Genomic DNA, 24053 nt, shown 5'->3' on the forward strand with positions numbered 1-24053 from the left:
CCGCCCGGTCCCGTGCCGGGCAGGCTGCGGCCCATGCCGAGACCCCATGGATTCAGCTACGAACGGCGTGCCGACGGCAGCGTCGTCCTCACCCACCACGGCCGGGCGGCCGGCACCCTGCGGGGCGGCCGGGCGGAGGCGTTCCTGGCCGAAGTGGAATCCGGTGATGCCCAGCTGGTGATGGCGCGCTGGACCGGTTCGTACAAGTTCGGGAACGAGCGCACCGCGAAGAACCACCCCCGCAACGCCCGCCGCCGCTGACCGGTACCGGCCGACCCGGAATGTAAGGGAACGGCAAAGGCACCTCGGTCGTTGACCTGGCATGACCGCTATGACCCCAGGTTCGAACCTGCCGCTCAACACCGCGCGCGTGACGGTGGACGTGGCCGCTCCGGTACGGCTCGACGTATCGGGACTGCTGCTCACTGCGAACGGCAAGGTGCGTTCGGACGACGACTTCATCTTCTACAACCAGCCGTCCGGCCCCGGTGTCAGCTACCGGTCCGGCGGCGGCACGGCACCCGACTCCATCACGGTGGACACCGCCGCGCTGCCCCCGGGCATCGAGCGGATCGTCGTCACGGCCAGCCCCGACGCCGCCGGGCAGACCTTCCAGGGCATCGAGCCCACCGCCACCGTGCGCGACGCGGACGGCGGGGCGGTCATCGCCACCTTCACCCCGCCCCAGCTGGGCACCGAGACCGCGCTCGTCGTCGTCGAGGTCTACCAGCGCGGCGGCGCGTGGAAGGTCCGCGCCGTCGGCCAGGGCTACGCCAACGGGCTGGCCGGCATCGCGACCGACTTCGGCGTCAGCGTGGAGGAGGAGCCGGTCCCCGCGCCGGCCCCCGCGCCCGTCGCCCAGGCTCCGGTCACCCCGGCTCCGGTCGCCGCCGCGCCGGTCGCCGCCCCGGCCGCCCCCGCCCCCGCCCCGGGGAAGATCAACCTGGACAAGGGCCGGGTCAGCCTCCAGAAGAACCAGACCGTGTCCCTGGTCAAGGGCGGCCGCCCGCTGCTGTCCCAGGTCAAGATGGGTCTGGGCTGGGAGCCCGCGTTCCGCGGCGCGGACATCGACCTCGACGCGTCCGTCATCGCGTACGGCCCGCAACGCAACCACATCGACAGCTGCTACTTCGGCAAGCTGTCCATCCTGAACGGTGCCGTCAAGCACTCGGGCGACAACCTGACCGGCGAGGGCGCCGGGGACGACGAGGTCATCGTCGTGGACCTGGGGCGGCTGCCCGCCGAGGCCACCGGCCTGGTCTTCACGGTCAACTCGTTCTCGGGCCAGAAGTTCACCGAGGTCGCCAAGGCCTACTGCCGTCTGATCGACGCGGCCAGCGGCGAGGAGCTGGTCCGCTTCGACCTCACCGGTGCCGAGCCGCAGACGGGCGTCATGATGGCGAAGCTGATCAAGCAGTTCTCGGGCGAATGGGAGATGACGGCCATGGGCGAGTTTGTGAAGTCCCGCACAGTGCGCGGCATGGTCAAGCCCGCGTCCCAGGCTCTCTGAGCAGGTGGGCGGGCCGGGACAGCCCTGCGGTTCCTATCCGGGTGATCCAGGCCACCCTTGAAATCGAAGGAGGCTGTCCGTGCCCGCCCGTAGCCTTGTACCTATGTCCGAGACACTTCCGCTCGCGGGTCCCGCCCGCCCCTCCGCCGCCGAGGCGAACGAGGCGATACGGCGTCTCGTCGAGACCCGCGTGGACGGCGAGTGGCCCGCCGAGGCGTACGAGTTCCTGCTCGGGCAGTGGGCCGCGGCGACCCAGGAGGAAGAACTCCGCGCCGCCGCCCACTCGTAGGCTCCGCTCCCAGGGCTCGGTCCCTGCCCTGGGAGCCGTCCCGCACGCTCATCAGCGTGCGTCGACGCGTATCAGCCCACGTATCAGCCGTGCTTGCGGCGCCACGGGCCCTTGATCGCCAGCATGATGCCCGGGTTCTGGATGCAGGCGAACAGCGTGCGCCCGTCCGGGGAGAAGCAGACACCCGTGAACTCCGAGTACTCCGGCTCCTCGGCGCTGCCGATGTTCAGCTCGTTGCGCGCCAGCGGGTAGGTGCGGCCCGACTCGGTCGCGCCGAACAGGTGCTGGAGCCCCGAACCGTCCTCGGCGATGATCAGGCCGCCGTACGGGGAGACCGTGATGTTGTCCGGGCCGTCGTAGCCGCCCTCCGCCGACGGGTCGGCGTTCACCCCGATGAGCACGGTCAGCCGCATCGTGCGCCGCTTGGGGTCGTAGAACCAGACGGCGCCGTCGTGCGGGGCGCCCGGGCTCTCCTCGCGTGCGTAGGAGGAGACGAAGTACGCGCCCCCGTCGGCCCACCACATGCCCTCCAGCTTGCGGCCGCGCGTGACGCCGCCCTCGGCGAACTGCTTGCGCGTGGGCACCGTACGGGCGTCGCGGTCGCTCACCTCGACCCAGTCGACCCCGTACACCGTGCCGATCTTCGTCGCGCGCGAGAGGTCGTCCACGAACCGGCCGGCCTTGTCGAAGCACTTGGCGGCGTGCAGCGCGCCGGCGGTGTCGGACAGGGTGCGCAACTTGCCGCGCCCGTGCCGGAAGCCCTGCGGCGGCGTCCAGCGGTAGAGCAGGCCGTTGGGGCCGGAAGCGTCCTCCGTCAGGTAGGCGTGGCCCTGCTTGGGGTCGATGACGACGGCCTCGTGGTCGTAGCGGCCGAACGCCTTGAGCGGCTTGGGGTCGCGGTTGGCCCGGCGGTCGTGCGGGTCCACCTCGAAGACGTAGCCGTGGTCCTTGGTCATGCCGTTCTTGCCGGCGAGGTCGGAGTTCTCCTCGCAGGTCAGCCAGGTGCCCCAGGCGGTGGCGCCGCCGGCGCAGTTGGTCGACGTACCGGCGATGCCGACCCACTCGGCGATCTCGCCGCCGCGGCGGACCTCGACGACCGTGCAGCCGCCGGCCGCGGCCGGGTCGTAGACCAGGCCCTCGGCGAGCGGAACCGGGTGCTTCCACTTGGTCCGGGCGCCCTTGAGCTCGTGGTTGTTGACCAGCAGGGTGACGCCGCGGTGGCCCTCGAAGGCGGCCGTCCCGTCGTGGTTGGAGGGGGTGAACTCGCCCGAGTCCAGCTTCGTGACACCGCTGTGGGTGATGACGCGGTACGTGAACCCGGCCGGGAGGGCGAGGATCCCGTCGGGGTCCGGGACCAGCGCGCCGTAGCCGGGCTCGCAGGGCCGGCCGTGCTCGTCGCGCCGCGTGGTGTCCTCCGCCGCGAGCGCCCCCGGCGCGGTGGCGAGGGCGCCGACCGTCCCGGTGAGCGCGACGCCCGCTCCGGCCAGGACGGAGCGGGCGGTGAAGTCTCTACGGCTGAGCGGCATCTGTTCTCCAGGGTGGGGAGGTTTCGCCTGAGTGGGGTCGGCCGACAGGTTCCCGGCCCCACGTGAACGGCGGCTGAATTCCCCCCGACCGCCTTCTGACCGCTTGCGTCCGGCCGGAATGGCCAACTCCTGTCCGTAAACGGCGCGTTAGGAATGCCGGGACCGGGCCTTGAACGCCGCCTTGCGCGCCTCCTTGGCGGCCTTCCTGTCCGGGTGCAGCCGGCCCATGGCCTCCAGCACATAGGCCGTCGCCGGGTGCTCCACCCGCCAGGCCGTGTCGAAGAAGCCGGTGTGGTGGGCGGTCAGGCTCTCCATCAGCGCGGGCAGTTCCTCGGTCTCGCCGTCGGCGGCGAGCTGCGCCGCGATGGTGTCCACGGTCAGCCAGAACACCAGCGCCTCGCCGGGCGGCGGCACGTCCGCCGCGCCGTGCTCGGCCAGCCAGACCCGGGCCAGGCCGCCCAGCTCGGCGTCGTCCAGCACGTCGCGGACCACGGGTTCGGCCGCCGGGCCGGCCAGTGCGAGGGCCTGCTGGCAGCGCAGCCGGCGCAGCGGGCCGCCCTCGTCGCCGCCGCGCGCCGCGGCCAGCAGCTCCGCGACCGCCGCGGACAGGTCGCGGGCGGCCAGCCACTGCTCGATCTCGCCCTGCGCGGCGGCCTCCGGGTAGCCGGAGACGACGTCGAGCAGCATCTCCGCGCCCTTGTCCGCCAGGTCGCCGACGGCCGGGGCCTCGACGCCCGCCTCCAGCATCCGGGCCCGGATCCCGTACAGGCCGAGCGGGGTCAGCCGGACCAGCCCGTACCGGGAGACGTCCTCGTCGTCGGCGACGGCCGCCCCGGTGAACTCCTCGTCGTCCGTCTCCGCCATGAGTTCCTCGTCGAGCGGACGGAACTCCACCAGCCCGATCGGCTCCAGCTGCCGGAACTGGTCGTCCAGCCGCATCATCGCGTCCGAGACCCGCTCCAGCACCTCGTCGGTCGGGTCGCCCATGTCGTCGGGCACCACCATCGAGGCGGCCAGCACCGGCAGCGGCACCTGACCCCCGCCCGCCCCGCCCTCGGCGACGGTCAGCAGGTAGAGGTTGGCGAGCACGCCGTCGAGGAAGTCCGCCTCGCGCTGCGGGTCCCAGTCCAGCTGGTCGAAGTCGATCTCGCCGCCCGCGTCGAGGGCATCGACGAGGTCGTCGAGGTCGGGCACGGTCGCGTCCGCGAGGACGGTGTCCAGCGCCGCCAGCCACAGGTCCAGTACGTCGCCGGGCGCGCCGCCGGTGACCAGCGCGAGGTCGGCGCCCGGCGTGGCGGTGCCGTACTCCTCGCCGTCGGCGTCATCCGACGCACCCGACGCCGCACCCGCCGAGCCCGACGCCGCGCCTGCCGCCGTGCCCGCCTCCGACCCGTCCTCGTCCGGCTCCGTCACATCCACCAGGCCGGTGTCCAGCGCCACCCGCCAGGCCTCGCTCGCGCTCGCCTCCCCCTCCGCGCCGGCGGGCAGCCCCAGCAGCGCGGCGGCCTCCGGCAGCTGCTCGGCGGCCAGTTCACCGCCCGCTCCGACCCGGGTCCGCGGCCCGGCCCAGCGCGCCAGCCGGACGGCCCGCGCGAACAGCGGGGCGGCGAGCGCGTCGCGGGCCAGTTCCGCATCGGAGTGCAGCCGTACCGGCGGCAGCGTGGGGCGCGGCTCAGGCGACATGGGGTGGTTCTCCTCGCGGACTTGAGCGGACGGCGGGGCCCAGCGTAGACGCAATCGGGCGGCCCCCGAGGAGCCGATGTCTTTGGTTCATCCCACAGACACTCACCGTATTCCCTGGAGACCTTGACAACTTCGCTGACAAAGAAGGAGATTGACGCGCGTAGATCTTCCTGACCCTCACCACCACACCGGAGTCCTGCCCATGCGCTCCTCGCTTCCCCGCTCCGCCGCCGTCGCGGCCGTCGTGGCCACCGCCCTGGCCGGCGGCCTCCTCGCGGGTTCGGCCGGCGCGGCCGAGAACGACGCGGCCGCCGCCGAGCCGGTACGCATTCACGACATCCAGGGAACCACCCGGATATCGCCCCTGGTCGGCAAGCAGGTCGCCGACGTCGCGGGCATCGTGACCGGCGTCCGTACCTACGGCTCGCGCGGCTTCTGGATCCAGGACCCCGACGCCGACGACAACGCCGCGACCAGCGAGGGCGTCTTCGTCTTCACCGGCTCCGCCCCCACCGTCGCCGTGGGCGACGCGGTCAAGGTCTCGGGCCTGGTCGGCGAGTACGTGCCCGGCGGGCTGAACTCGGGCAACCAGTCGGCCACCCAGATCTCCAAGCCGACCGTCACCGTGGTCTCCTCGGGCAACGCGCTGCCCGAGGCGGCCGCCGTCAACGAGTACACGGTGCCCGCCGCGTACGCGCCCGCCGGCGACCCGGCCGCGGGCGGCAGCATCAACGGCCTCACCCTGGACCCCTCCCGCTACGCCCTGGACTACTACGAGTCCCTGGAGGGCATGAACGTCGCGATCGGCACCTCGCGGGTGGTCGGCGCCACGGACCCGTACTCGGAGCTGTGGGTCACGGTGAAGGGCTGGGAGAACAACACCCGGCGCGGCGGCACGCTCTACGGCTCCTACGAGTCCCAGAACACCGGCCGGCTCCAGATCCAGCAGCTGGCCCCGATCGCCGAGAAGCCGTTCCCCGTGGCCAACGTCGGCGACCGTCTGACCGGCACCACCGAGGGCCCGCTGGACTTCAACCAGTTCGGCGGCTACACGCTGGTGGCCCGCACGCTGGGCACCGTCGAGTCCAAGGGACTGGCGCGCGAGAAGACCAAGCCGCAGGCGGCCCAGGAGCTCGCGGTCGCGACGTACAACGTCGAGAACCTCGACCCGACCGACTCGCAGGAGAAGTTCGACGCGCTCGCCAAGGCGGTCGTCGAGAACCTGGCCGCCCCCGACATCCTCGCCCTGGAGGAGATCCAGGACGACAACGGCGCCAAGAACGACGGCACCGTCTCGGCCGAGCAGACGCTGACGAAGTTCACCGCCGCCATCGCCGCCGCGGGCGGCCCGGCCTACCAGTGGCGCACCATCAACCCGGTGAACAACAAGGACGGCGGTGAGCCCGGCGGCAACATCCGCCAGGTCTTCCTCTTCAACCCGGCCCGGGTCTCCTTCACCGACCGCGCCGCCGGCGACGCCGCCACCGCGACCGGCGTGAGCGCGGAGGCCGGCAAGGCCGCCCTCACCCACTCCCCCGGCCGCATCGACCCGGCGAACCCGGCGTGGAACGACAGCCGCAAGCCGCTGGCGGGCGAGTTCGTCTTCCGTGGCAAGACGGTCTTCGTCATCGCCAACCACTTCGGTTCCAAGGGCGGCGACGAGGGCCTCACCTCGCACCACCAGCCGCCGGTGCGCTCCTCCGAGGCCAAGCGACTGCTCCAGGCGCAGTCGGTGAATGGTTTCGTCAAGCAGATCCTGGCCGCCCAGAACAACGCGAACGTCATCGTCCTCGGTGACATCAACGACTTCGAGTTCTCGGCGACGACGAAGGCGCTGGCCGACGGCGGGGCCCTCTTCCCGGCGATCACCTCGCTGCCGAAGTCGGAGCGCTACTCGTACGTCTTCCAGGGCAACTCGCAGGTGCTGGACCAGATCCTGACCAGCCCGGCGATCAAGAACTTCACGTACGACAGCGTGCACATCAACGCGGAGTTCGCCGACCAGAACAGCGACCACGACCCGCAGGTCCTGCGCTTCCGCCCGTAGTCACGACGGGTGGAACACCAGGGGGCCCGACCGCCGTCCCGGCCGGGCCCCCTGCCATGCTCCCGGCCCACGAGCGGCTGACCGCGGACGCCTCCGGGCCGGGTCAGGGGCCCTTTACCCCCAAGAAGGGGACTTTCGGCCCTGGCGGGACCTTGCGTGATCCTCACCACATCTGCGCGCAAACCCCCCGATGTGGTGCTTCAGTATCTGCACGCCCGCGCCCGCATCGCCCGTACTCGCGCTTGGAGGACCCGCGTGTTCCCCTCCATCTCCCTCGCCCAGGAGATCGGCCTCGCCGTGCTGGTGGCCGTCGCTCTCGTCTGGTTCGTCGGCCTCGGCCACATGATGCGGGGCAACCGCTCCCACCGCCCGGAGCCCAGCGCCTACGAGCAGGGCCTCAAGGCCATCCCGGCCCAGCGCGGCGCCGCCTCCCACCCGATGGAGACGGTGGAACTGACGGAGGCCGAGGAACGCGCCTTCGCGGGCCTCATCCGCACGATCGCCCCGCACTGACGCCGGGCACGCACGGCAGCCGACAGCACACGCACGCGAAGACCCCGCACACGTACGCGAAGGCCCCCGCCCGGGATCCCGGGCGGGGGCCTTCGCGTACGTCAGCCCGGCGGGCGTCAGTTGTGGCTGTGCAGGACCTCGTTCAGGCCGCCCCAGACCGCGTTGTTCGGGCGGGCCTCGACGGCGCCGGTGACCGAGTTGCGGCGGAAGAGGATGTTGCTGGCGCCCGAGAGCTCCAGTGCCTTGACGACCTGGCCGTCCGGCAGGGTGACCCGGGTGCCCGCGGTCACGTACAGGCCCGCCTCGACGATGCACTCGTCGCCGAGCGCGATGCCGACGCCCGCCTCGGCGCCCACCAGGCAGCGCTCGCCGATCGAGATGATCTGCTTGCCGCCGCCGGACAGGGTGCCCATGGTGGAGGCGCCGCCGCCGATGTCGGAGCCGTCGCCCACGACGACGCCCGCGGAGATGCGGCCCTCGACCATGGAGACGCCGAGGGTGCCGGCGTTGAAGTTGACGAAGCCCTCGTGCATGACCGTGGTGCCCTCGGCGAGGTGCGCGCCGAGGCGGACGCGGTCGGCGTCGGCGATGCGCACGCCCTTGGGGGCGACGTAGTCGGTCATCCGCGGGAACTTGTCGATCGAGGTGACCTGGAGGTGCAGGCCCTCGGCGCGGGCGTTCAGCCGGACGGTCTCGACCTGGTCGACGGCGACCGGGCCCAGCGAGGTCCAGGCGACGTTGGTCAGGAGGCCGAAGACGCCGTCCAGGTTCTGGCCGTGCGGCTTGACCAGGCGGGTGCTCAGCAGGTGCAGGCGCAGGTACGCGTCGTGGGCGTCCAGCGGCTTGTCCTCGAGGGAGGAGATCACCGTACGGACGGCCACGACCTCGACGCCGCGGACCGCGTCCGTGCGCAGGGCCTTGGCGGCGGCCGGGCCGAGGAGCTCCACGGCCTGCTCGGCGGTCAGGCGCTCGGTGCCGGCCGGGCCGGGCTCGTCGGCCAGCGCGGGGGCCGGGAACCAGGTGTCGAGGACGGTGCCGTCGGGGGTGAGGGTGGCAAGGCCGGCGGCGACGGCGCCGGTGGTACGCGTAGCAGTCATGCCTGAAACCTAACCAACGACGGCGGGTGCGGGCGAACCGGTCTCATGTGCCGGTCGCCCGTGTTCCCGGGCCGCCCGCGCGCCCATCGCCAGCACGGTCGCCCCGGCCGCCGCGCCGAGGCCCGCGCACACCGGCCACAGCAGGCCGGGCGCCGCCGCGTACAGGGCCCCGCCCAGCGGCGCGGCGAGGACCACACCGGTGACGGAGACGCCCGCGTACAGGCTCTGGAAGCGGCCCACCGCGTGCTCGGGGGCCTCGTCGGCGACGTACGCGGTGGCGGTGGTCTTGTAGAGGATCTCCCCGAGACTGACCAGGACCATCATCACGACGGCGGTGGCGATGCCGGCGCCCAGCAGCAGCGCCGCGTAGCCGGTCCCGACCAGCAGCAGCCCGGAACCGATGACGCGCAGCGGGGAGCGCCGGCGCAGGGCGAGGGCGACGGGCAGCTCCAGCAGCAGGATGACACCGCCGTTGATGGCGATGAGCAGGCCGTACGCGCGGGTGTCCAGGCCCTGGTCGGCGAGGTACACGGGGAAGGTGGAGTACTGCTGCCGGTAGACGATGTCGATGACGACGATCGCGGCCAGCAGCACCAGGACGGCGGGCCGCGCGCGCAGCTCGCGCCAGACCCCGCCGCGGTCCCGTCCCCCGTCCGGGACCGCGGCGCGTCCGGCACCGCGGGCCGGTACGGCCCGGGCGGTCCAGAAGGCGAGGAAGAGGGTGCCGACGCCGTCCGCGACGAAGAGCCAGTCGTACGAGAGCCAGGTCGCGACCAGCGCCCCGAGCGGCGGGCCCACGGTGAACCCGCCGTTGGCCAGGCAGCGGATGACGGCGAACGCCTGGCGCCGGGAGCCCTCGGGGACGGTGACGGCGACCAGCGCGGAGTTGGCGGCGCGGATCACCCCGGAGGCGTACTGGGCCAGTGGCAGGGCGACGTACAGCAGGGCGGTCGGCAGGACGGGCAGGCAGAGCAGGACCGCGCCGCCGAGTGCGGAGGCGGTGAGCAGCACGCGCCGGTGGCCGAAGCGGTCGCCGTACCAGCCGCCGGTGAAGTTCCCGGCGACCAGGCCGACGCCGCCGATGCCGACGACCAGGCCCGCCTCCGCGACGCCCAGGCCGCGCGGCCCGGTCAGGTACACGAAGACGAAAACGAAGGTGAAGCTGACGACGGCGTTGACGAAGCCGCCGCCGGCCAGCAGCCAGACCGCTCTGGGTACGTCCTTGAACGCTTGCAGCACCGCGCCCCCTGCGCTCACGAGTCAGTTCCTTTTGGGAACTGACTATGTCAGCATGGCAGCCTCGGGTCAACGGACGTAAGGACGGTTCCCATGGCCCAGCGCACGCAACTCGGTGACGCCGACTGCGCCATCGCCCAGGCACTCGACGTGGTCGGCGACTGGTGGACGCTGCTGATCGTGCGCGACGCGGCGCGCGGCCTGCACCGGTTCGACGAGTTCCAGCGGGAGCTGGGGGTCTCCCGCAAGGTGCTGGCGGAGCGGCTGCGACTGCTCGTCGAGGCGGGAGTGCTCACGCGCGAGCCGTACCAGGAACGACCGGTGCGGCACGCGTACCGGCTGACCCCGCGCGGGCGGGCACTGCTCCCGGTCCTGGTGGCCCTCCAGGACTGGGGTGACACCTGGATCCTGGGAGAGGGAGAGATGACGGCGACCACGACGGAGGCCTCGCGCGAGGCGGAACGGGTACACGCGCTGAAGGGGACGCGGCTGCCGGAGCTCGGGCTCGCGGCCGCCGACGGCACGGTCCGCGACCCGGTCGCGGACACCGCGTCCACCGTCCTGTACTGCTTCCCCGGCGCCTACGCCCGGGCCGAGTCCTACCCGCCGGGGTGGGCCCGGATCCCGGGCGCGCGCGGCTGCACGCTCGAGTCGTGCACGTACCGCGACCAGCTCGCCGCCTTCACGGCGGCGGGCGCGACCGTGCACGGCGTCTCCACCCAGCGCCCGGACGAACAGCGCGAGTTCGCCGAGCGGGAGGGCCTGCGCTTCCCCCTCCTCTCGGACGCCGACCTCGCCCTGACGGCGGCCCTGCGGCTGCCGACGTTCCGCGCGTCCGGCACGAGCCGGCTCAAGCGGCTGACGCTGGTGATCGGGCGGGACCGTACGGTGCGCGAGGTGATCTACCCGGTCCAGGACATCGAGGCGAGCGTGGCCACCGCCCTGGCCGCGGCCCGCGCCACGACGGCCGGCGACGCGTAGGGCCTACGCGGCCCTGAGCACGCGGGCGAGGATCTCCCGCGCGTAGGCCTCGTCGTACGGTGCGTCGGTGAGCAGGACCTGGAGGCAGATGCCGTCCATGACCGCCACCAGGGCGCGGGCGGTGACCGGGTCCGTGCGGCCGGCCAGGGCCAGGACCATGGCCTCGCACCACTCGGCCGCGACGGGGCGCAGGGCCGGGCGGCGCAGGGCGGCCAGGTACAGCTCGTACTCCAGCTCCGCCCGCCCCCGGTCGGCCTCGAACACCTCGCCCAGCAGCCGGGCCAGCGCGCCCGCGAGGTCGCCGGCCGCGTCCGCGAGGGCGGGCGAGGCGGCGACGGTCTCGGCGAAGGCGGCGTTCGCCTGCCGCAGGGCGGCGACCAGCAGCTCGTCGAGGGTCGTGAAGTGGTACGTGGTCGAGCCCAGCGGTACGTCGGCCTCCGCGGCCACGGTGCGGTGACTGAGCCCCGCGATCCCCTTGGCGCCGACCACCCGGATCGCCGCGTCGATGATGCGCTGGCGCCGGTCGGGGTCGTAGCGCCGCACCGCACGGGAGGCCATCAGTGCGCCCCGCCGAGGTTGAGCAGCACCACCCCGGCGATCACCAGCACGATCCCGGCGATCTTGGCGGCGGTGGCCGCCTCACCGAGGAAGACCATCCCGATCGCGGCGATGGCGGCGGTGCCGACCCCGGCCCAGATCGCGTAGGCGGTGCCGACCGACATCGACTTCAGCGTCTGGGCGAGGAGGGTGAAGGCGACGACGTAGCCGAGCAGCGTCCCCAGCGAGGGCCACAGCTTGGTGAACCCGTCGCTGTACTTCATCGCGGTCGTCCCGGCGACCTCGGCGGCTATGGCGGCGGCAAGGAGTGCGTAGGGCATGTGTACGAGCGTACACAACGATGCGTACACCTGTACACAGAACAGATGTGCGCACCGCACGCGAAGGGGCCCGGCACCCACAGGTGCCGGGCCCCTTCGGGGTGTCCGTCGGGCTCAGACGTTGAAGCCCAGGGCGCGCAGCTGCTCGCGGCCGTCGTCCGTGATCTTGTCCGGGCCCCACGGGGGCATCCAGACCCAGTTGATGCGGAGCTCGTTGACGATGCCCTCCGTCGCCGACTTCGCCTGGTCCTCGATGACGTCCGTCAGCGGGCAGGCCGCCGACGTGAGGGTCATGTCCAGGGTGGCGATGTTGGCGTCGTCGATGTGGATGCCGTAGATCAGCCCCAGGTTGACGACGTCGATCCCCAGCTCGGGGTCGACCACGTCGTAGAGGGCCTCGCGGACCTCCTCCTCGGTGGCCGGCTTGAGGGCCACCGCCGCCGTCTCCGGCTCCCCGGCCGCTGCGGGCGTCGCGTTCTCGGTCATGCCGTCTTCCTCTCCGCGTCGCCCAGTGCCTGGGCGGTCGCGTCCTTCCACGCCATCCAGCTCAGCAGAGCACACTTCACACGGGCCGGGTACTTGGAGACGCCGGCGAACGCGACCGCGTCCTCCAGCACCTCCTCCATGGCCTCGTCCGGCTCGATCTTGCCCTTGGACTGCATCAGCTCCAGGAACACAGCCTGGATCTTCTGCGCCTCGGACAGTTCCTTGCCGACCAGCAGCTCGTTCAGCACGGACGCGCTGGCCTGGCTGATCGAGCAGCCCTGGCCCTCGTAGCTGACGTCCGTCAGCGTCTGGCCGTCGTACTTCACGCGCAGCGTGATCTCGTCACCACACGTCGGGTTGACGTGGTGCACCTCGGCGTCGCCGTCGCGCAGGCCTCGCCCGTGCGGGTGCTTGTAGTGGTCCAGGATCAGTTCCTGGTACATCGAATCCAGCTTCACAGCGGCCTCGTCGCCTCGTCGCCCTCGTTATCCGAAGAAGTTCCGTACGTGCTCCAGCCCGTCGATCAGCGCGTCGACATCGGCCGGAGAGGAGTACAGGTAGAACGACGCTCGCGTGGTCGCGGGAATTCCGTACCGCAGGCAGACCGGGCGGGCGCAGTGGTGGCCCACGCGGACCGCGATGCCCTGCTCGTCCAGGACCTGGCCGACGTCGTGCGGGTGGATGTCACCGAGCACGAAGGAGATCGCGGCGCCGCGGTCCTCGGCCGTGGTGGGGCCGATGATCCGCAGGTCGGGAACCTCCTGCAGGCGCCTGACCGCGTACTCGGTGATCGCGTGCTCGTGCGCGGCGATCTTGTCCATGCCGATCGCGGTCAGGTAGTCCACGGCCGCGCCGAGGCCGACGGCCTGGGCGATCGGGGGCGTACCCGCCTCGAACTTGTGGGGCGCCGGGGCGTACGTCGAGGCGTGCATCGACACGGTCTCGATCATCTCGCCGCCGCCGAGGAACGGAGGCAGGTCCTCCAGGAGCTCCTGGCGGCCCCAGAGCACGCCGATGCCGGTCGGGCCGCACATCTTGTGGCCGGTGAAGGCCACGAAGTCGGCGCCGAGCTCCTGCACGTCCAGCGGCATGTGCGGAGCGGCCTGCGAGGCGTCGATCAGCACCAGCGCGCCGACCTCCTGCGCGCGCCGGACGATCGCCTCGACCGGGTTGATCGTGCCCATGATGTTGGAGACCAGCGTGAAGGAGACGATCTTCGTCTTCTCCGTGATGACCTCTTCGATGTTGGACAGGTCGAGGCGGCCGTCGTCGGTGAGGCCGAACCACTTCAGCTTCGCGCCGGTGCGCTGCGAGAGCAGCTGCCACGGGACGATGTTGGAGTGGTGCTCCATCTCCGTGATGGCGATCTCGGTCTCGCGGTCGACCCGGTAGGGGTCGTCCGCCCAGCCGAGCATGTTCGCGACCAGGTTGAGCGACTCCGAGGCGTTCTTGGTGAAGATCACCTCGTCGCGGCTCGGCGCGTTGATGAAGGCGGCGACCTTGTCGCGGGCGCCCTCGTACAGCGCCGTGGCCTCCTCGGCGAGCACGTGCACGCCGCGGTGGACGTTGGCGTTGTGCCGCTCGTAGTACTCGTTCAGCGCGTCGAGCACCTGGCGCGGCTTCTGGGAGGTCGCCGCGTTGTCCAGGTAAACGATCTTCTTCCCGTCGTGGACCACACGATCCAGCAGGGGGAAGTCCTTGCGGATCGCCTCGATGTCGAGGAGGCCAGGCAGCTGTGTCACGCGGTCGCGCCACCCTTCACGTACTTGTCGTAGCCCTCGGCCTCCAGCTGGTCGGCGAGCTCGGCGCCGCCGGACTCGGCGATGCGGCCGTTCGCGAACACGTGCACGAAGTCGGGCTTGATGTAGCGCAGGATGCGCGTGTAGTGGGTGATCAGCAGGGTGCCGACCTCACCGGTCTCGCGGACGCGGTTGACGCCCTCGGAGACGATGCGCAGGGCGTCGACGTCCAGGCCGGAGTCGGTCTCGTCGAGGATCGCGATCTTCGGCTTGAGGAGCTCCAGCTGGAGGATCTCGTGGCGCTTCTTCTCACCGCCGGAGAAGCCCTCGTTGACGTTGCGCTCGGCGAAGGCCGGGTCCATCTGGAGACGCGCCATGGCCTCCTTGACCTCCTTCACCCAGGTGCGCAGCTTGGGGGCCTCGCCGCGGATCGCCGTGGCGGAGGTGCGCAGGAAGTTGGAGACCGAGACACCGGGGACCTCGACCGGGTACTGCATGGCGAGGAAGACACCGGCGCGGGCGCGCTCGTCGACGGACATCTCCAGGACGTCCTCGCCGTCGAGGGTCACGGTGCCACCGGTGATGGTGTACTTCGGGTGACCGGCCAGCGAGTACGCCAGGGTGGACTTGCCCGAGCCGTTGGGGCCCATGATGGCGTGCGTCTCACCCTGCTTGACGGTGAGGTCGACGCCCTTGAGGATCTCGCGGGCTCCGTTCTCGGCCTCGACGGAGACGTGCAGGTCGTGGATTTCAAGCGTTGCCATGGGTGCCTCAGGACTCCTGGGTGAGGGAGACGAGCACATCGTCCCCTTCGATCTTTACGGGGTATACGGGTACGGGGCGCGTCGCGGGGAGCCCGGACGGCTTGCCGGTACGCAGGTCGAACGCCGAGCCGTGCAGCCAGCACTCGATCGCACAGTCGTCGACCTCGCCCTCCGAGAGCGACACGTTCGCGTGCGAGCAGATGTCGTTGATCGCGAACACCTCGCCCTCGGTGTGGACGATGGACACCGGCGTGCCGTCGATCTCCACCCGCTTGGGGGTGTTCTCCTCCAGCTCGCTCAGCGCGCAGGCCTTGACGTAGGACATCAGACGGACGCCTCGAGCTCGGACTCGATCCTGGAGATCAGCCGCTCCTCGATGTCCTCGACGCCGATCTGCTGGACGAGCTCGGCGAAGAAGCCGCGCACGACCAGACGGCGGGCCTCGTCGGCCGGGATACCACGGGCCTGCAGGTAGAAGAGCTGCTCGTCGTCGAAGCGGCCGGTCGCCGAGGCGTGGCCGGCGCCGACGATCTCGCCGGTCTCGATCTCCAGGTTCGGCACCGAGTCGACCCGGGCGCCGTCCGTCAGGACGAGGTTGCGGTTCATCTCGTACGTGTCGGTGCCCTCGGCGGACTTCTCGATCAGGACGTCGCCGATCCAGACCGCGTGCGCGCCCTCGCCCTGCAGCGCGCCCTTGTAGACCACGTGGGACTTGCAGTGCGGTGCGTCGTGGGTGACCAGGAGGCGGTGCTCCTGGTGCTGGCCCGCGTCGGTGAAGTACAGGCCGAGCATCTCGGCCTCGCCGCCGGGGCCGGCGTAGCGCACGCGCGGGTGGATGCGTACGACGTCGCCGCCGAAGGTGACCACGACGGACTTGAAGCTGGCGTCGCGGCCGAGCAGCGCGTTGTGCTGGGAGGTGTGGACGGCGGTGTCGTCCCAGTCCTGCACGGACACGAAGGTGACCTTGGCGCCGTCGCCGACGAGGACGTCGACGTTGGCGGCGCGCACGCCGTCACCGGTGTGGTCGATCACGATGATCGCCTCGGCGAACGGCTTGATGTCGAAGACGGTGTGACCGAAGGTCGTGCCGCCCTCGCCGTGCAGGGCGACGCGGATCGGCTCGGCGAGCACGGTCTCCTTGGGCACCGTGACGACCGTGGCCTTGGCGAACGACGAGAACGCCTGCGCGGAGACCCGGTCGACCGGGGTGCCCGCCTTGCCGACGCGCTCGTCGCCGCGGTCGACGGACTCGACCGTGACGCCGTCCGGCGCGTCGATCTGGGCCTTCATCGTGCCGTTGGCGACCGCGGTGCCGTCGGCGAGGCCGCGCAGCCGCTCCAGCGGGGTGAAACGCCACTCCTCCTCGCGGCCGTGCGGCACGGGGAAGTCCGCCACGTCGAAGGACGGGGGCGCGCTCATCCGGGTGGCGACGGTGGACTCCGCGGCCACCGCGATCGAGCCGGCGGTGGTGGAACCCGTCGGGATGTTCTGAGCCTCAGCCATGGCTGTCGTCTTGCTCGCTCTCTTAAAAGAACACGTCTACGTCAAGGAATGCGCTGCGGAACGGGGCGGCGGCCGGACTAGCCGACCGAGCCCTCCATCTGCAGCTCGATCAGCCGGTTGAGCTCCAGCGCGTACTCCATGGGCAGCTCCTTCGCGATCGGCTCGACGAAGCCGCGCACGATCATGGCCATGGCCTCGAACTCCGAGAGGCCGCGGGCCATCAGGTAGAAGAGCTGGTCGTCGGAGACCTTGGAGACGGTCGCCTCGTGGCCCATCGTCACATCGTCCTCGCGGACGTCGACGTAGGGGTAGGTGTCCGAGCGGGAGATGGTGTCGACGAGCAGGGCGTCGCACAGCACGTTGCTCTTCGAGCCCGCGGCACCCTCGCCGATCTCGACCAGACCGCGGTACGAGGTGCGGCCGCCGCCCCGCGCCACCGACTTGGAGACGATGTTCGAGGAGGTGTTCGGCGCCATGTGGACCATCTTGGAGCCGGCGTCCTGGTGCTGGCCCTCGCCCGCGAAGGCGATGGACAGGGTCTCGCCCTTGGCGTGCTCGCCCATCAGGTAGACGGCCGGGTACTTCATGGTGACCTTGGAACCGATGTTGCCGTCGATCCACTCCATGGTCGCGCCCTCGTACGCCACGGCGCGCTTGGTGACCAGGTTGTAGACGTTGTTCGACCAGTTCTGGATCGTCGTGTAGCGGCAGCGGCCGCCCTTCTTGACGATGATCTCGACCACCGCGGAGTGCAGCGAGTCCGAGGAGTAGATCGGGGCGGTGCAGCCCTCGACGTAGTGGACGTAGGCGTCCTCGTCGACGATGATCAGCGTCCGCTCGAACTGGCCCATGTTCTCCGTGTTGATACGGAAGTAGGCCTGGAGCGGGATGTCCACCTGGACGCCCTTGGGGACGTAGATGAAGGAGCCGCCCGACCACACGGCGCTGTTCAGCGAGGCGAACTTGTTGTCGCCGACCGGGATGACCGTGCCGAAGTACTCCTGGAACAGCTCCGGGTGCTCCTTGAGCGCGGTGTCGGTGTCCAGGAAGATGACGCCCTGCTGCTCCAGGTCCTCGCGGATCTGGTGGTAGACGACCTCGGACTCGTACTGGGCCGCGACACCGGCGACGAGGCGCTGCTTCTCCGCCTCCGGGATGCCGAGCTTGTCGTACGTGTTCTTGATGTCCTCCGGCAGGTCCTCCCAGGACTCGGCCTGCTTCTCGGTGGACCGCACGAAGTACTTGATGTTGTCGAAGTCGATGCCCGAGAGGTCGGAGCCCCAGGTGGGCATGGGCTTCTTGTCGAAGAGCTTCAGGCCCTTGAGGCGGAGCTTCAGCATCCACTCGGGCTCGTTCTTCTTCGCGGAGATGTCGCGGACGACGTCCTCGCTCAGACCGCGCTTGGCAGCGGCACCGGCCGCGTCGGAGTCGGCCCAGCCGTACTCGTAGTTGCCCAGACCCTCGAGCTCAGGGTGAGCAGTCTCCGTGGTCATGCGGGGTTCCTCCCGGCCGTGCTTGCAGATGCTGATGTGTTGGTCTGTGGTGCGGCGCTTCGCGGGATGAAGGTGGTGCACACCCCGTCGCCGTGGGCGATCGTGGCGAGACGCTGCACATGGGTCCCGAGCAGGCGGGAGAAGACCTCGGTCTCCGCCTCGCAGAGCTGCGGGAACTGCTCGGCGACATGCGCGACCGGGCAGTGGTGCTGGCAGAGCTGTTCACCGCTGTGCGGACCGGGAGCGCTCTTCGCCGTAGCAGCGTACCCGTCCACGGTCAACGCCTTGGCAAGGGCCTCGGTGCGCTGCGCGGGGTCCGCGGCCTCGACCGCTTCCCGGTAGGTCTCGGCCGGTGCCGCCAGTCGCGCCCGGGCGAACGCGGCCACCGCGGCCTCGCCCCGCTCCCCGCCGCCCGCGGCCTGCGCGATCCAGCGCAGGGCGTCGGCGGCGAGCGTGTCGTACGACTGGTCGAAGGCGTCACGGCCGCAGTCGGTCAGCGCGAACACCTTGGCGGGCCGGCCCCGGGTACGCGCTCCGTACACGCGCTGCTCACGGGGTGCGACCACGTCGTCGGCGACGAGCGTGTCGAGATGGCGGCGGACGGCGGCCTGGGTGAGGCCGAGACGCTGGGCGAGGTCGGCGACGGTGGACGGACCGTGGTCCAGGATGGAGCGCGCGACCCGGTTGCGGGTGGACCGCTCCCCGGGTGCGAGCTCCCCCTGAGGGGTCTCGGTCTGCCGTTCGCCGTTTTTCACAACACCATTGTTGCGTAATTACGCGAGGCCCGACAAGCCGTGACCGAGGCCACTCCTGGTGTCATCCATCACTAAGGGTTACCTAATCTGTCGACGCAGAGTGACGGTGCGGGAGGGGTGCCGACTCGTCGGAGGGGCCTCGCGCGGCACCGGCGGAGCCCCTCCGACGAGCGGGTACGCCCTCCCCCGCCGGCCGGCGGGGGCCCGCGGGACGTGCCGGAACGGTCACCTTCCGTTCCGGAGAAAGATCTCCGCGAAAGAACTACGGCGTACGGGGGACGGACAGGGGCTCCGCCCCGGGCCCCGGAGGCCCTGCTACCGCTCCGTAGACTCACCCGCATGAGCAACGACCCCGCCGTGGTGATCCGCGGACTGGTGAAGCGGTACGGCGCCAAGACCGCGGTGGACGGCCTGGACCTCGACGTACCGGGGTCCTCGGTCACGGCGGTCCTCGGCCCCAACGGCGCGGGCAAGACGACCACGGTGGAGACCTGCGAGGGCTACCGCCGCCCCGACGCCGGCACCGTCCGCGTCCTCGGCCTCGACCCCGTCGCCGACGCCGCCGCCCTGCGGCCGCGGGTCGGTGTGATGCTCCAGTCCGGCGGGGTCCACTCCGGCGCCCGCGCCGTCGAGATGCTGCGCCACATGGCCTCCCTGTACGCCGACCCGCTCGACGTGGACCCCCTGGTGGAGCGGCTCGGGCTGGGCGACTGCGGCCGCACCCCCTACCGCCGGCTCTCCGGCGGCCAGCAGCAGCGGCTCTCCCTGGCCATGGCCGTGGTCGGCCGCCCCGAGCTGGTCTTCCTGGACGAGCCGACCGCCGGACTGGACCCGCAGGCCCGCCGGGCCACCTGGGAGCTGGTGCGGGAGCTGCGCGCGGACGGCGTCACCGTCGTGCTCACCACGCACCACATGGACGAGGCCGAGCAGCTCGCCGACCGGGTCGCCATTGTGGACGCGGGCCGGGTCGTCGCCCACGGCAGCCCCGAGCAGCTGTGCCGCGGCGGCGCCGAGAACACCCTGCGCTTCACCGGCCGCCCCGCCCTCGACCTCGCCTCCCTGCTCAAGGCGCTGCCCGACGGCACCCAGGCCGCCGAGCCGACCCCGGGCGTCTACCGGGTCACCGGCGACGTCGACCCTCAGATGCTGGCCACCGTCGCCTCCTGGTGCGCCCAGAACGGCGTCCTGCCGGACAGCCTCTCCGTGGCGCGGCACACCCTGGAGGACGTCTTCCTGGAGCTCACCGGTAAGGAGCTGCGCGCATGAGCGCCGGTACGTTCACCCCCCGCCCGGGGGCCGCGCCCGTGTCCCGGATGATCGCCGCGCAGACGGCGCTGGAGACCCGGATGCTGCTGCGCAACGGGGAACAGCTGCTGCTGACGGTGATCATCCCGGCGCTGCTGCTGACGCTGTTCTCCGCCGTCGACATCGTCGACACCGGCGCGGGCGAGCCGGTGGACTTCCTGGCCCCCGGCGTCCTCGCGCTCGCGGTGATGTCCACGGCCTTCACCGGCCAGGCCATCGCCACCGGTTTCGACCGCCGCTACGGCGTACTGAAGCGGCTGGGCGCCTCCCCGCTGCCGCGCTGGGCGCTGCTGACCGCCAAGACGCTGTCGGTGCTGGTCACGGAGGTGCTCCAGGTCGCGCTGCTGACGGCGATCGCCCTGGGGCTGGGCTGGTCGCCGCAGGGGTCCCCGCTCGCCGTGGCCGTCCTGCTGCTGCTGGGGACGGCGGCCTTCTCGGGACTCGGACTGCTGATGGCCGGGACCCTGAAGGCCGAGGTGACCCTGGCCGCGGCGAACCTCGTCTTCCTGCTGCTGCTGGTCGGCGGCGGGGTGATCGTTCCGCTGGAGAAGTTCCCCTCGGCGGTGCAGTCCGTCCTCGGCCTGCTGCCGATCTCGGCGCTGTCCGAGGGGCTGCGCGAGGTGCTCCAGCACGGGGCCGCCCTGCCGTGGGGCGATGTCGCGGTGCTCGCCGGGTGGGCGGCGCTGGGCCTGGGCGCGGCCGCGCGCTTCTTCCGCTGGGAGTGAATCCCTTCCGCCGGGGCCACCCGGCCGGGAGGATGTACGCCTGACCACATGACGTGACGCCGGGGGGCGGGCATGGCGCAGCGAGAGGCCGCTCTGCGGCTGGACGAACGGTGGGCGAGGATCCGGTCGGGGGACGAGGAGGCCGGTCCGGCGGAGCGCGAGAAGCTCCTGGACGAGCTGATCGCCTCCTTGCGGGATCCCGCCCGGACCGACCCGGAGTGCGCCGCCCGCCTGGGCCTGCGCCTGGGCGATCTCGCGGCCCGGCGCTTCGCGGCCGGGGACCGGGCGGGCGCCCTCTCCGCGATCGAGGAGGGCCTGCGCCACGCCCAGCAGGCCGCCGGCCACCACCCCGAGTACGCCCGCTGGTACGCCCGCGGCCTGATCAACCAGGGGGTCTGGCTGGCCTGGCCGCTCAGCGACGAGCTGCGGCTGCCCCGGTACCCGCTGGGCGCGGCCGCCGCCGAGGGCCCGGACCCCATGGAACGCGCGTCCGGCGAACGGGCCCGCGACCTGACCCGCGCGGCCGTGGACGTCTGGGCGGGCCTGGACCAGCACGACCCGGTCAACCACCGGGGACTCGCGCAGGCCAAGGTCTTCCTCGGCGACCGGCTCGCGGAGCTGGGCAGCGTGGCCGAGGCCGTGGCGTGGGCGGTGCACGCCGAGGGCGACTTCCGCCGGCTGCTGGTGACCGGCGAGGACCCCCAGGCCCGGCAGGAGGCCGAGGAGGCGCTGGAGCACCTCGGCCGGCAGCTGCAACTGCGGCTGCGCTTCCTCGGCTTCGAGGCCCTGGTCTCCCTGCGCACCCAGGGCCTGCTGCCCGAACCGCTGCTGCCCCAGGCCGTGGTGGCCGCGCGGATCCAGGGCGTGGAGCCCGGGGCGATGGCCACCCGGCTGGGGCTGGACCCCGAGAACGTGGAGACCATGCTGGACGTCACACCGTGGCTGGCGGTGTGGCGCTTCGAGGTCCGCGGCCCCGACGGCACCTGGTCCGCGCTCCCCGCGCCCTGGCACAGCGCCGCGGAGGTACGAAACAGGACAGCGGCGGACGTAGCGGACGAACTCATGGCCGGTTTCCTGGAGTCCGCCGACTACCCCGGATCCCACGGCTATTGGCGCGTCCATGTCTGGTGGCAGGAGGAGGGCGACCCGGCCGGGGCCAGGTTCCGGCTGGCCGTCGGGCCGGAAGCGACGACGGCGGGGCCACTGGACACCCCCTCGTGAAACTTTGCACAAGGGGCCGCCTACGATAGGGGGCGTGTTTAACCCCTTCGCCTACCTCGCCGCGCGCTGGACCCCGTCACCCCGGATCGTCCAGCGGGCCGCACTCGCCGCCCTCGTCATGACCGTCGTCATCGTCATCACCGGCGGGGCGGTCCGGCTGACCGGTTCCGGCCTCGGCTGCGACACGTGGCCCAAGTGCACCGAAGACAGCCTGATCACGACTCAGGACCAGGGCATCCACGGCGCCATCGAGTTCGGCAACCGCATGCTGACGTACGTCGTCAGCGCGGCCGTGGGCTGGTGCATCCTCGCGTCCCGCTGCGCCAAGCCGTGGCGCCGCTCGCTGACCCGGCTCGGCTGGGTGCAGTTCTGGATCGTCTGCGCCAACGCGGTGCTGGGCGGCATCACCGTCCACACCAAGCTCAACCCGTGGAGCGTGGCCGGACACTTCCTGCTCGCCACCGCGCTCATCACGGTGACCACGCTCACCTGGCAGCGCAGCCGCGAGGGCGACGCCGCCCCCCGGCCCCGGGTGCCGGGACCGGTGCGCAAGCTGTCCTGGGCGCTGGTGGCCACCACGCTGGTGCTGATCGCCGCCGGCACGGCGGTGACCGGTTCGGGTCCGCACGCCGGTGACAGCAGCGAGGTGCCCCGGATGCCGTTCGACTGGGAGACCACCGCACACGTGCACGCCGTCGCGGCGTGGGTCGTGTGCGCGCTGGCCGTGGCCATGTGGCTGGTGCTGCGGGTGGTGGACGCGCCGGACGACACCCGGGCCCGCGCCCGCGACCTGCTGATCGTGCTGCTGGCGCAGGGCGCCATCGGCTACGTGCAGTTCTTCACCGCGCTGCCCGAGGTCCTGGTCGGCGCCCACATGTTCGGCTCCTGCCTGGTGTGGATCGCGGTGCTGCGCGTCGCACTGAGCCTGCGCGAGCGGCCGCGGGAGCAGGCGGAGATCCCGGCCCAGGCCGACCCGGCCCTCTCGGCCGCCTAGCCAGGGCCTGTCCGCCCCCCGCCACCCGCTCACCGCTCCCCGCTCACCCGAGCGGAACCGGCTGGACCGCACGCGCCGCCGCGCGCCGGTCCAGCCGGTAGACGCGCCGGGCGTTGCCCGCCGCGATCATGGCGGCCACCCGGTCGGCGTCCCGCAGCGACCAGGCGCCCTCGCCGACCCAGCCGCCCAGCACCCGGCCCAGCGCCTCCCGGAACACCCGGGCGCCCACCACGTGCAGTTCGGGCAGGTGCCGCCCGCCGCTGGAGAAGAGCAGCTTGCCGAACGGCGCGAGCTCCAGCAGCTCCGCCAGTACCTCGGCGGCCCGCACCCCGGTGTGCGCGAGCGCCGGACCGAGGTCGGCGTACACGTGCGGGAAGGCCGCCGCCAGGTGCGCCGCGTGCCGGTGGTACGGGTATCCGTGCAGCAGGACCAGGTCCGTGCCCAGGCCGGCGGTCGCCCGTACGAAGTCCGTCAGCAGCAGCGGATCGGTACGGTCGATGCGCTCGACCGGATCCCCCGCGCCGGCGTGCAGTTGCAGCGGCAGCCCGGAGGCCACCGCGCTCCACAGCAGGTGCCGCAGGAGCACCGGATCCCGTACGGCGTCCCCCTTGGCCCGCCGCGCCAGCCACCGGCCGGCCGCGCCGCGCACCTCGCCGGGGCCGGGCGGCTCGGGGGCGAGGGCGAGCGCGGCGCCGTACCCGGCGTCCGCTCCGCAGGTGAAGGCCACCGCCTCGGTGGCCGCGTGGTGCAGGGCCTCGGCGAGGTTGGTGAGGAAGGCCCCGGCCGTGCCGGAGGTGTCGGCCACCTGTTCGGCCAGGAGCTCCAGCCGCACGATCTCGTGCGCCTCGGCGTCCCCGGCCAGCGCCAGCTCGCGCGGCCCGGTGAGGTCGCCCGGCGGGCCGGTGTCGACCAGATAGGTGGAGATGCCGGAGCCGCGCAGCAGCCGGCGACCGGTCTCGGCGACCCCGAGTTCGCGGCGCCGGGCCAGGTAGTGGGCGGGCGGGCAGTGCGGCTCCAGGCCCAGCAGCGGCGGGCACCAGCGGCGCACGGCGAAGCCGGTCTGGGTGTCGAAGAAGGTGGTGCCGGCGGCGGCCGGCCGGCCCGAACGGCTCAGCTGGGCCTCGAACGTGCCGAGACCCAGCTCCGTGCGGAGCACTCCATGGCAGTACTGGTCCACCAGGGGCGGCGTTTCGATCATCCGGTCATCCCGTTGCGGACGTGAGGCGTGATGCCCTTCCACACGTCCTAACGGGTGACGGGGGTGTCAGGTGTTGCTCGTGCTGTTGACCGAGCCGTCCCCGGGCGCGG

General features: G+C 71.9%; 25 protein-coding genes. 10 read left to right on the forward strand and 15 right to left on the reverse strand.

What is annotated here, in order from left to right; genetic code table 11:
* Window positions 1-33: 33 nt before the first annotated feature.
* The 3 genes from ACZ6KO_RS08425 (at window position 34) to ACZ6KO_RS08435 (ending at window position 1799) form a co-directional block, all read left to right on the forward strand.
* Window positions 34-261, forward strand: coding sequence for a hypothetical protein (locus ACZ6KO_RS08425; RefSeq protein ID WP_401447357.1), 228 nt, complete (start codon window positions 34-36; stop codon window positions 259-261).
* Between the two features lie 61 nt (window positions 262-322).
* Entirely contained in the window at window positions 323-1510 is a 1188-nt protein-coding gene (locus ACZ6KO_RS08430) for a TerD family protein (protein WP_469301807.1), read from the forward strand.
* Window positions 1511-1613: 103 nt separating this feature from the next.
* On the forward strand, window positions 1614-1799 hold the full coding sequence (locus ACZ6KO_RS08435) for a hypothetical protein (RefSeq protein ID WP_401447363.1): 186 nt from the start codon (window positions 1614-1616) through the stop codon (window positions 1797-1799).
* Between the two features lie 83 nt (window positions 1800-1882).
* On the opposite strand, the gene ACZ6KO_RS08440 is transcribed toward ACZ6KO_RS08435, so the two are convergent.
* Together ACZ6KO_RS08440 and ACZ6KO_RS08445 are read right to left on the reverse strand one after the other, a co-directional pair.
* The gene (locus ACZ6KO_RS08440; protein WP_469301811.1) at window positions 1883-3325 is read right to left on the reverse strand and encodes an alkaline phosphatase PhoX; all 1443 of its coding nucleotides are present in this window, start codon (window positions 3323-3325) and stop codon (window positions 1883-1885) included.
* A 147-nt stretch (window positions 3326-3472) separates the two neighbouring features.
* Window positions 3473-5008 carry a hypothetical protein gene (locus tag ACZ6KO_RS08445; protein WP_469301815.1) on the reverse strand — a complete coding sequence of 512 codons (1536 nt, stop codon included), beginning with the start codon at window positions 5006-5008 and terminating at the stop codon, window positions 3473-3475.
* 202 nt (window positions 5009-5210) lie between these two features.
* On the opposite strand from ACZ6KO_RS08445, the gene ACZ6KO_RS08450 reads away from it, so the two are divergent.
* Together ACZ6KO_RS08450 and ACZ6KO_RS08455 are read left to right on the forward strand one after the other, a co-directional pair.
* Complete coding sequence (locus ACZ6KO_RS08450; protein WP_469301817.1) at window positions 5211-7055, forward strand: endonuclease/exonuclease/phosphatase family protein; 1845 nt, start codon at window positions 5211-5213, stop codon at window positions 7053-7055.
* 255 nt (window positions 7056-7310) lie between these two features.
* On the forward strand, window positions 7311-7568 hold the full coding sequence (locus ACZ6KO_RS08455; protein ID WP_469301820.1) for a hypothetical protein: 258 nt from the start codon (window positions 7311-7313) through the stop codon (window positions 7566-7568).
* Window positions 7569-7684: 116 nt separating this feature from the next.
* On the opposite strand, the gene dapD is transcribed toward ACZ6KO_RS08455, so the two are convergent.
* Window positions 7685-8665, reverse strand: a complete 981-nt coding sequence (gene dapD / locus ACZ6KO_RS08460; protein ID WP_469301822.1) for a 2,3,4,5-tetrahydropyridine-2,6-dicarboxylate N-succinyltransferase — start codon at window positions 8663-8665, stop codon at window positions 7685-7687.
* 9 nt (window positions 8666-8674) lie between these two features.
* Window positions 8675-9901, reverse strand: a complete 1227-nt coding sequence (locus ACZ6KO_RS08465) for an MFS transporter (protein WP_469303762.1) — start codon at window positions 9899-9901, stop codon at window positions 8675-8677.
* A gap of 93 nt (window positions 9902-9994) precedes the next feature.
* On the opposite strand from ACZ6KO_RS08465, the gene ACZ6KO_RS08470 reads away from it, so the two are divergent.
* Complete coding sequence (locus ACZ6KO_RS08470) at window positions 9995-10882, forward strand: winged helix-turn-helix transcriptional regulator (RefSeq protein WP_469301825.1); 888 nt, start codon at window positions 9995-9997, stop codon at window positions 10880-10882.
* A 3-nt stretch (window positions 10883-10885) separates the two neighbouring features.
* Here ACZ6KO_RS08470 and ACZ6KO_RS08475 read toward each other — a convergent pair whose 3' ends face one another.
* The 10 genes from ACZ6KO_RS08475 to ACZ6KO_RS08520 all read right to left on the reverse strand — a co-directional run bounded on the left by ACZ6KO_RS08475 (window position 10886) and on the right by ACZ6KO_RS08520 (window position 18500).
* Window positions 10886-11440 (reverse strand): TetR/AcrR family transcriptional regulator, encoded by a 555-nt coding sequence (locus tag ACZ6KO_RS08475; RefSeq protein ID WP_469301827.1) that lies wholly within the window; start codon window positions 11438-11440, stop codon window positions 10886-10888.
* Window positions 11440-11760 (reverse strand): DMT family transporter, encoded by a 321-nt coding sequence (locus tag ACZ6KO_RS08480; protein ID WP_469301829.1) that lies wholly within the window; start codon window positions 11758-11760, stop codon window positions 11440-11442. Before ACZ6KO_RS08480 ends, ACZ6KO_RS08475 begins: the two co-directional genes overlap by 1 nt.
* 114 nt (window positions 11761-11874) lie before the next feature.
* On the reverse strand, window positions 11875-12246 hold the full coding sequence (locus ACZ6KO_RS08485) for a metal-sulfur cluster assembly factor (protein WP_469301831.1): 372 nt from the start codon (window positions 12244-12246) through the stop codon (window positions 11875-11877).
* Window positions 12243-12704 carry a Fe-S cluster assembly sulfur transfer protein SufU gene (sufU, locus tag ACZ6KO_RS08490; RefSeq protein ID WP_469301834.1) on the reverse strand — a complete coding sequence of 154 codons (462 nt, stop codon included), beginning with the start codon at window positions 12702-12704 and terminating at the stop codon, window positions 12243-12245. Before sufU ends, ACZ6KO_RS08485 begins: the two co-directional genes overlap by 4 nt.
* A gap of 27 nt (window positions 12705-12731) precedes the next feature.
* Window positions 12732-13988, reverse strand: a complete 1257-nt coding sequence (locus ACZ6KO_RS08495) for a cysteine desulfurase (protein ID WP_469301837.1) — start codon at window positions 13986-13988, stop codon at window positions 12732-12734.
* A complete protein-coding gene (sufC, locus tag ACZ6KO_RS08500; RefSeq protein ID WP_401447388.1) occupies window positions 13985-14749 on the reverse strand; it encodes a Fe-S cluster assembly ATPase SufC in 765 nt (254 codons plus the stop codon). Before sufC ends, ACZ6KO_RS08495 begins: the two co-directional genes overlap by 4 nt.
* Before the next feature lie 7 nt (window positions 14750-14756).
* Window positions 14757-15074, reverse strand: a complete 318-nt coding sequence (locus tag ACZ6KO_RS08505) for a bifunctional 3-phenylpropionate/cinnamic acid dioxygenase ferredoxin subunit (RefSeq protein ID WP_401447390.1) — start codon at window positions 15072-15074, stop codon at window positions 14757-14759.
* The gene (gene sufD / locus ACZ6KO_RS08510; RefSeq protein ID WP_469301840.1) at window positions 15074-16252 is read right to left on the reverse strand and encodes a Fe-S cluster assembly protein SufD; all 1179 of its coding nucleotides are present in this window, start codon (window positions 16250-16252) and stop codon (window positions 15074-15076) included. Before sufD ends, ACZ6KO_RS08505 begins: the two co-directional genes overlap by 1 nt.
* Before the next feature lie 77 nt (window positions 16253-16329).
* A complete protein-coding gene (sufB, locus tag ACZ6KO_RS08515) occupies window positions 16330-17745 on the reverse strand; it encodes a Fe-S cluster assembly protein SufB (RefSeq protein WP_469301842.1) in 1416 nt (471 codons plus the stop codon).
* On the reverse strand, window positions 17742-18500 hold the full coding sequence (locus tag ACZ6KO_RS08520; protein ID WP_469301845.1) for a helix-turn-helix transcriptional regulator: 759 nt from the start codon (window positions 18498-18500) through the stop codon (window positions 17742-17744). Before ACZ6KO_RS08520 ends, sufB begins: the two co-directional genes overlap by 4 nt.
* Window positions 18501-18839: 339 nt before the next feature.
* Here ACZ6KO_RS08520 and ACZ6KO_RS08525 point away from each other — a divergent pair, with 339 nt between their 5' ends.
* The 4 genes from ACZ6KO_RS08525 to ACZ6KO_RS08540 all read left to right on the forward strand — a co-directional run bounded on the left by ACZ6KO_RS08525 (window position 18840) and on the right by ACZ6KO_RS08540 (window position 22745).
* Window positions 18840-19766, forward strand: a complete 927-nt coding sequence (locus tag ACZ6KO_RS08525; RefSeq protein WP_469301848.1) for an ABC transporter ATP-binding protein — start codon at window positions 18840-18842, stop codon at window positions 19764-19766.
* Window positions 19763-20530 carry an ABC transporter permease gene (locus tag ACZ6KO_RS08530; protein ID WP_469301852.1) on the forward strand — a complete coding sequence of 256 codons (768 nt, stop codon included), beginning with the start codon at window positions 19763-19765 and terminating at the stop codon, window positions 20528-20530. Before ACZ6KO_RS08525 ends, ACZ6KO_RS08530 begins: the two co-directional genes overlap by 4 nt.
* A 72-nt stretch (window positions 20531-20602) precedes the next feature.
* Window positions 20603-21751, forward strand: a complete 1149-nt coding sequence (locus ACZ6KO_RS08535; RefSeq protein ID WP_469301855.1) for a hypothetical protein — start codon at window positions 20603-20605, stop codon at window positions 21749-21751.
* 4 nt (window positions 21752-21755) lie between these two features.
* On the forward strand, window positions 21756-22745 hold the full coding sequence (locus tag ACZ6KO_RS08540; RefSeq protein ID WP_469301857.1) for a COX15/CtaA family protein: 990 nt from the start codon (window positions 21756-21758) through the stop codon (window positions 22743-22745).
* A 43-nt stretch (window positions 22746-22788) separates the two neighbouring features.
* Here ACZ6KO_RS08540 and ACZ6KO_RS08545 read toward each other — a convergent pair whose 3' ends face one another.
* Complete coding sequence (locus ACZ6KO_RS08545) at window positions 22789-23943, reverse strand: amidohydrolase family protein (protein ID WP_469301859.1); 1155 nt, start codon at window positions 23941-23943, stop codon at window positions 22789-22791.
* Window positions 23944-24053 lie beyond the last annotated feature (110 nt).

It is taken from the genome of Streptomyces sp. NPDC042102 (assembly GCF_055582305.1).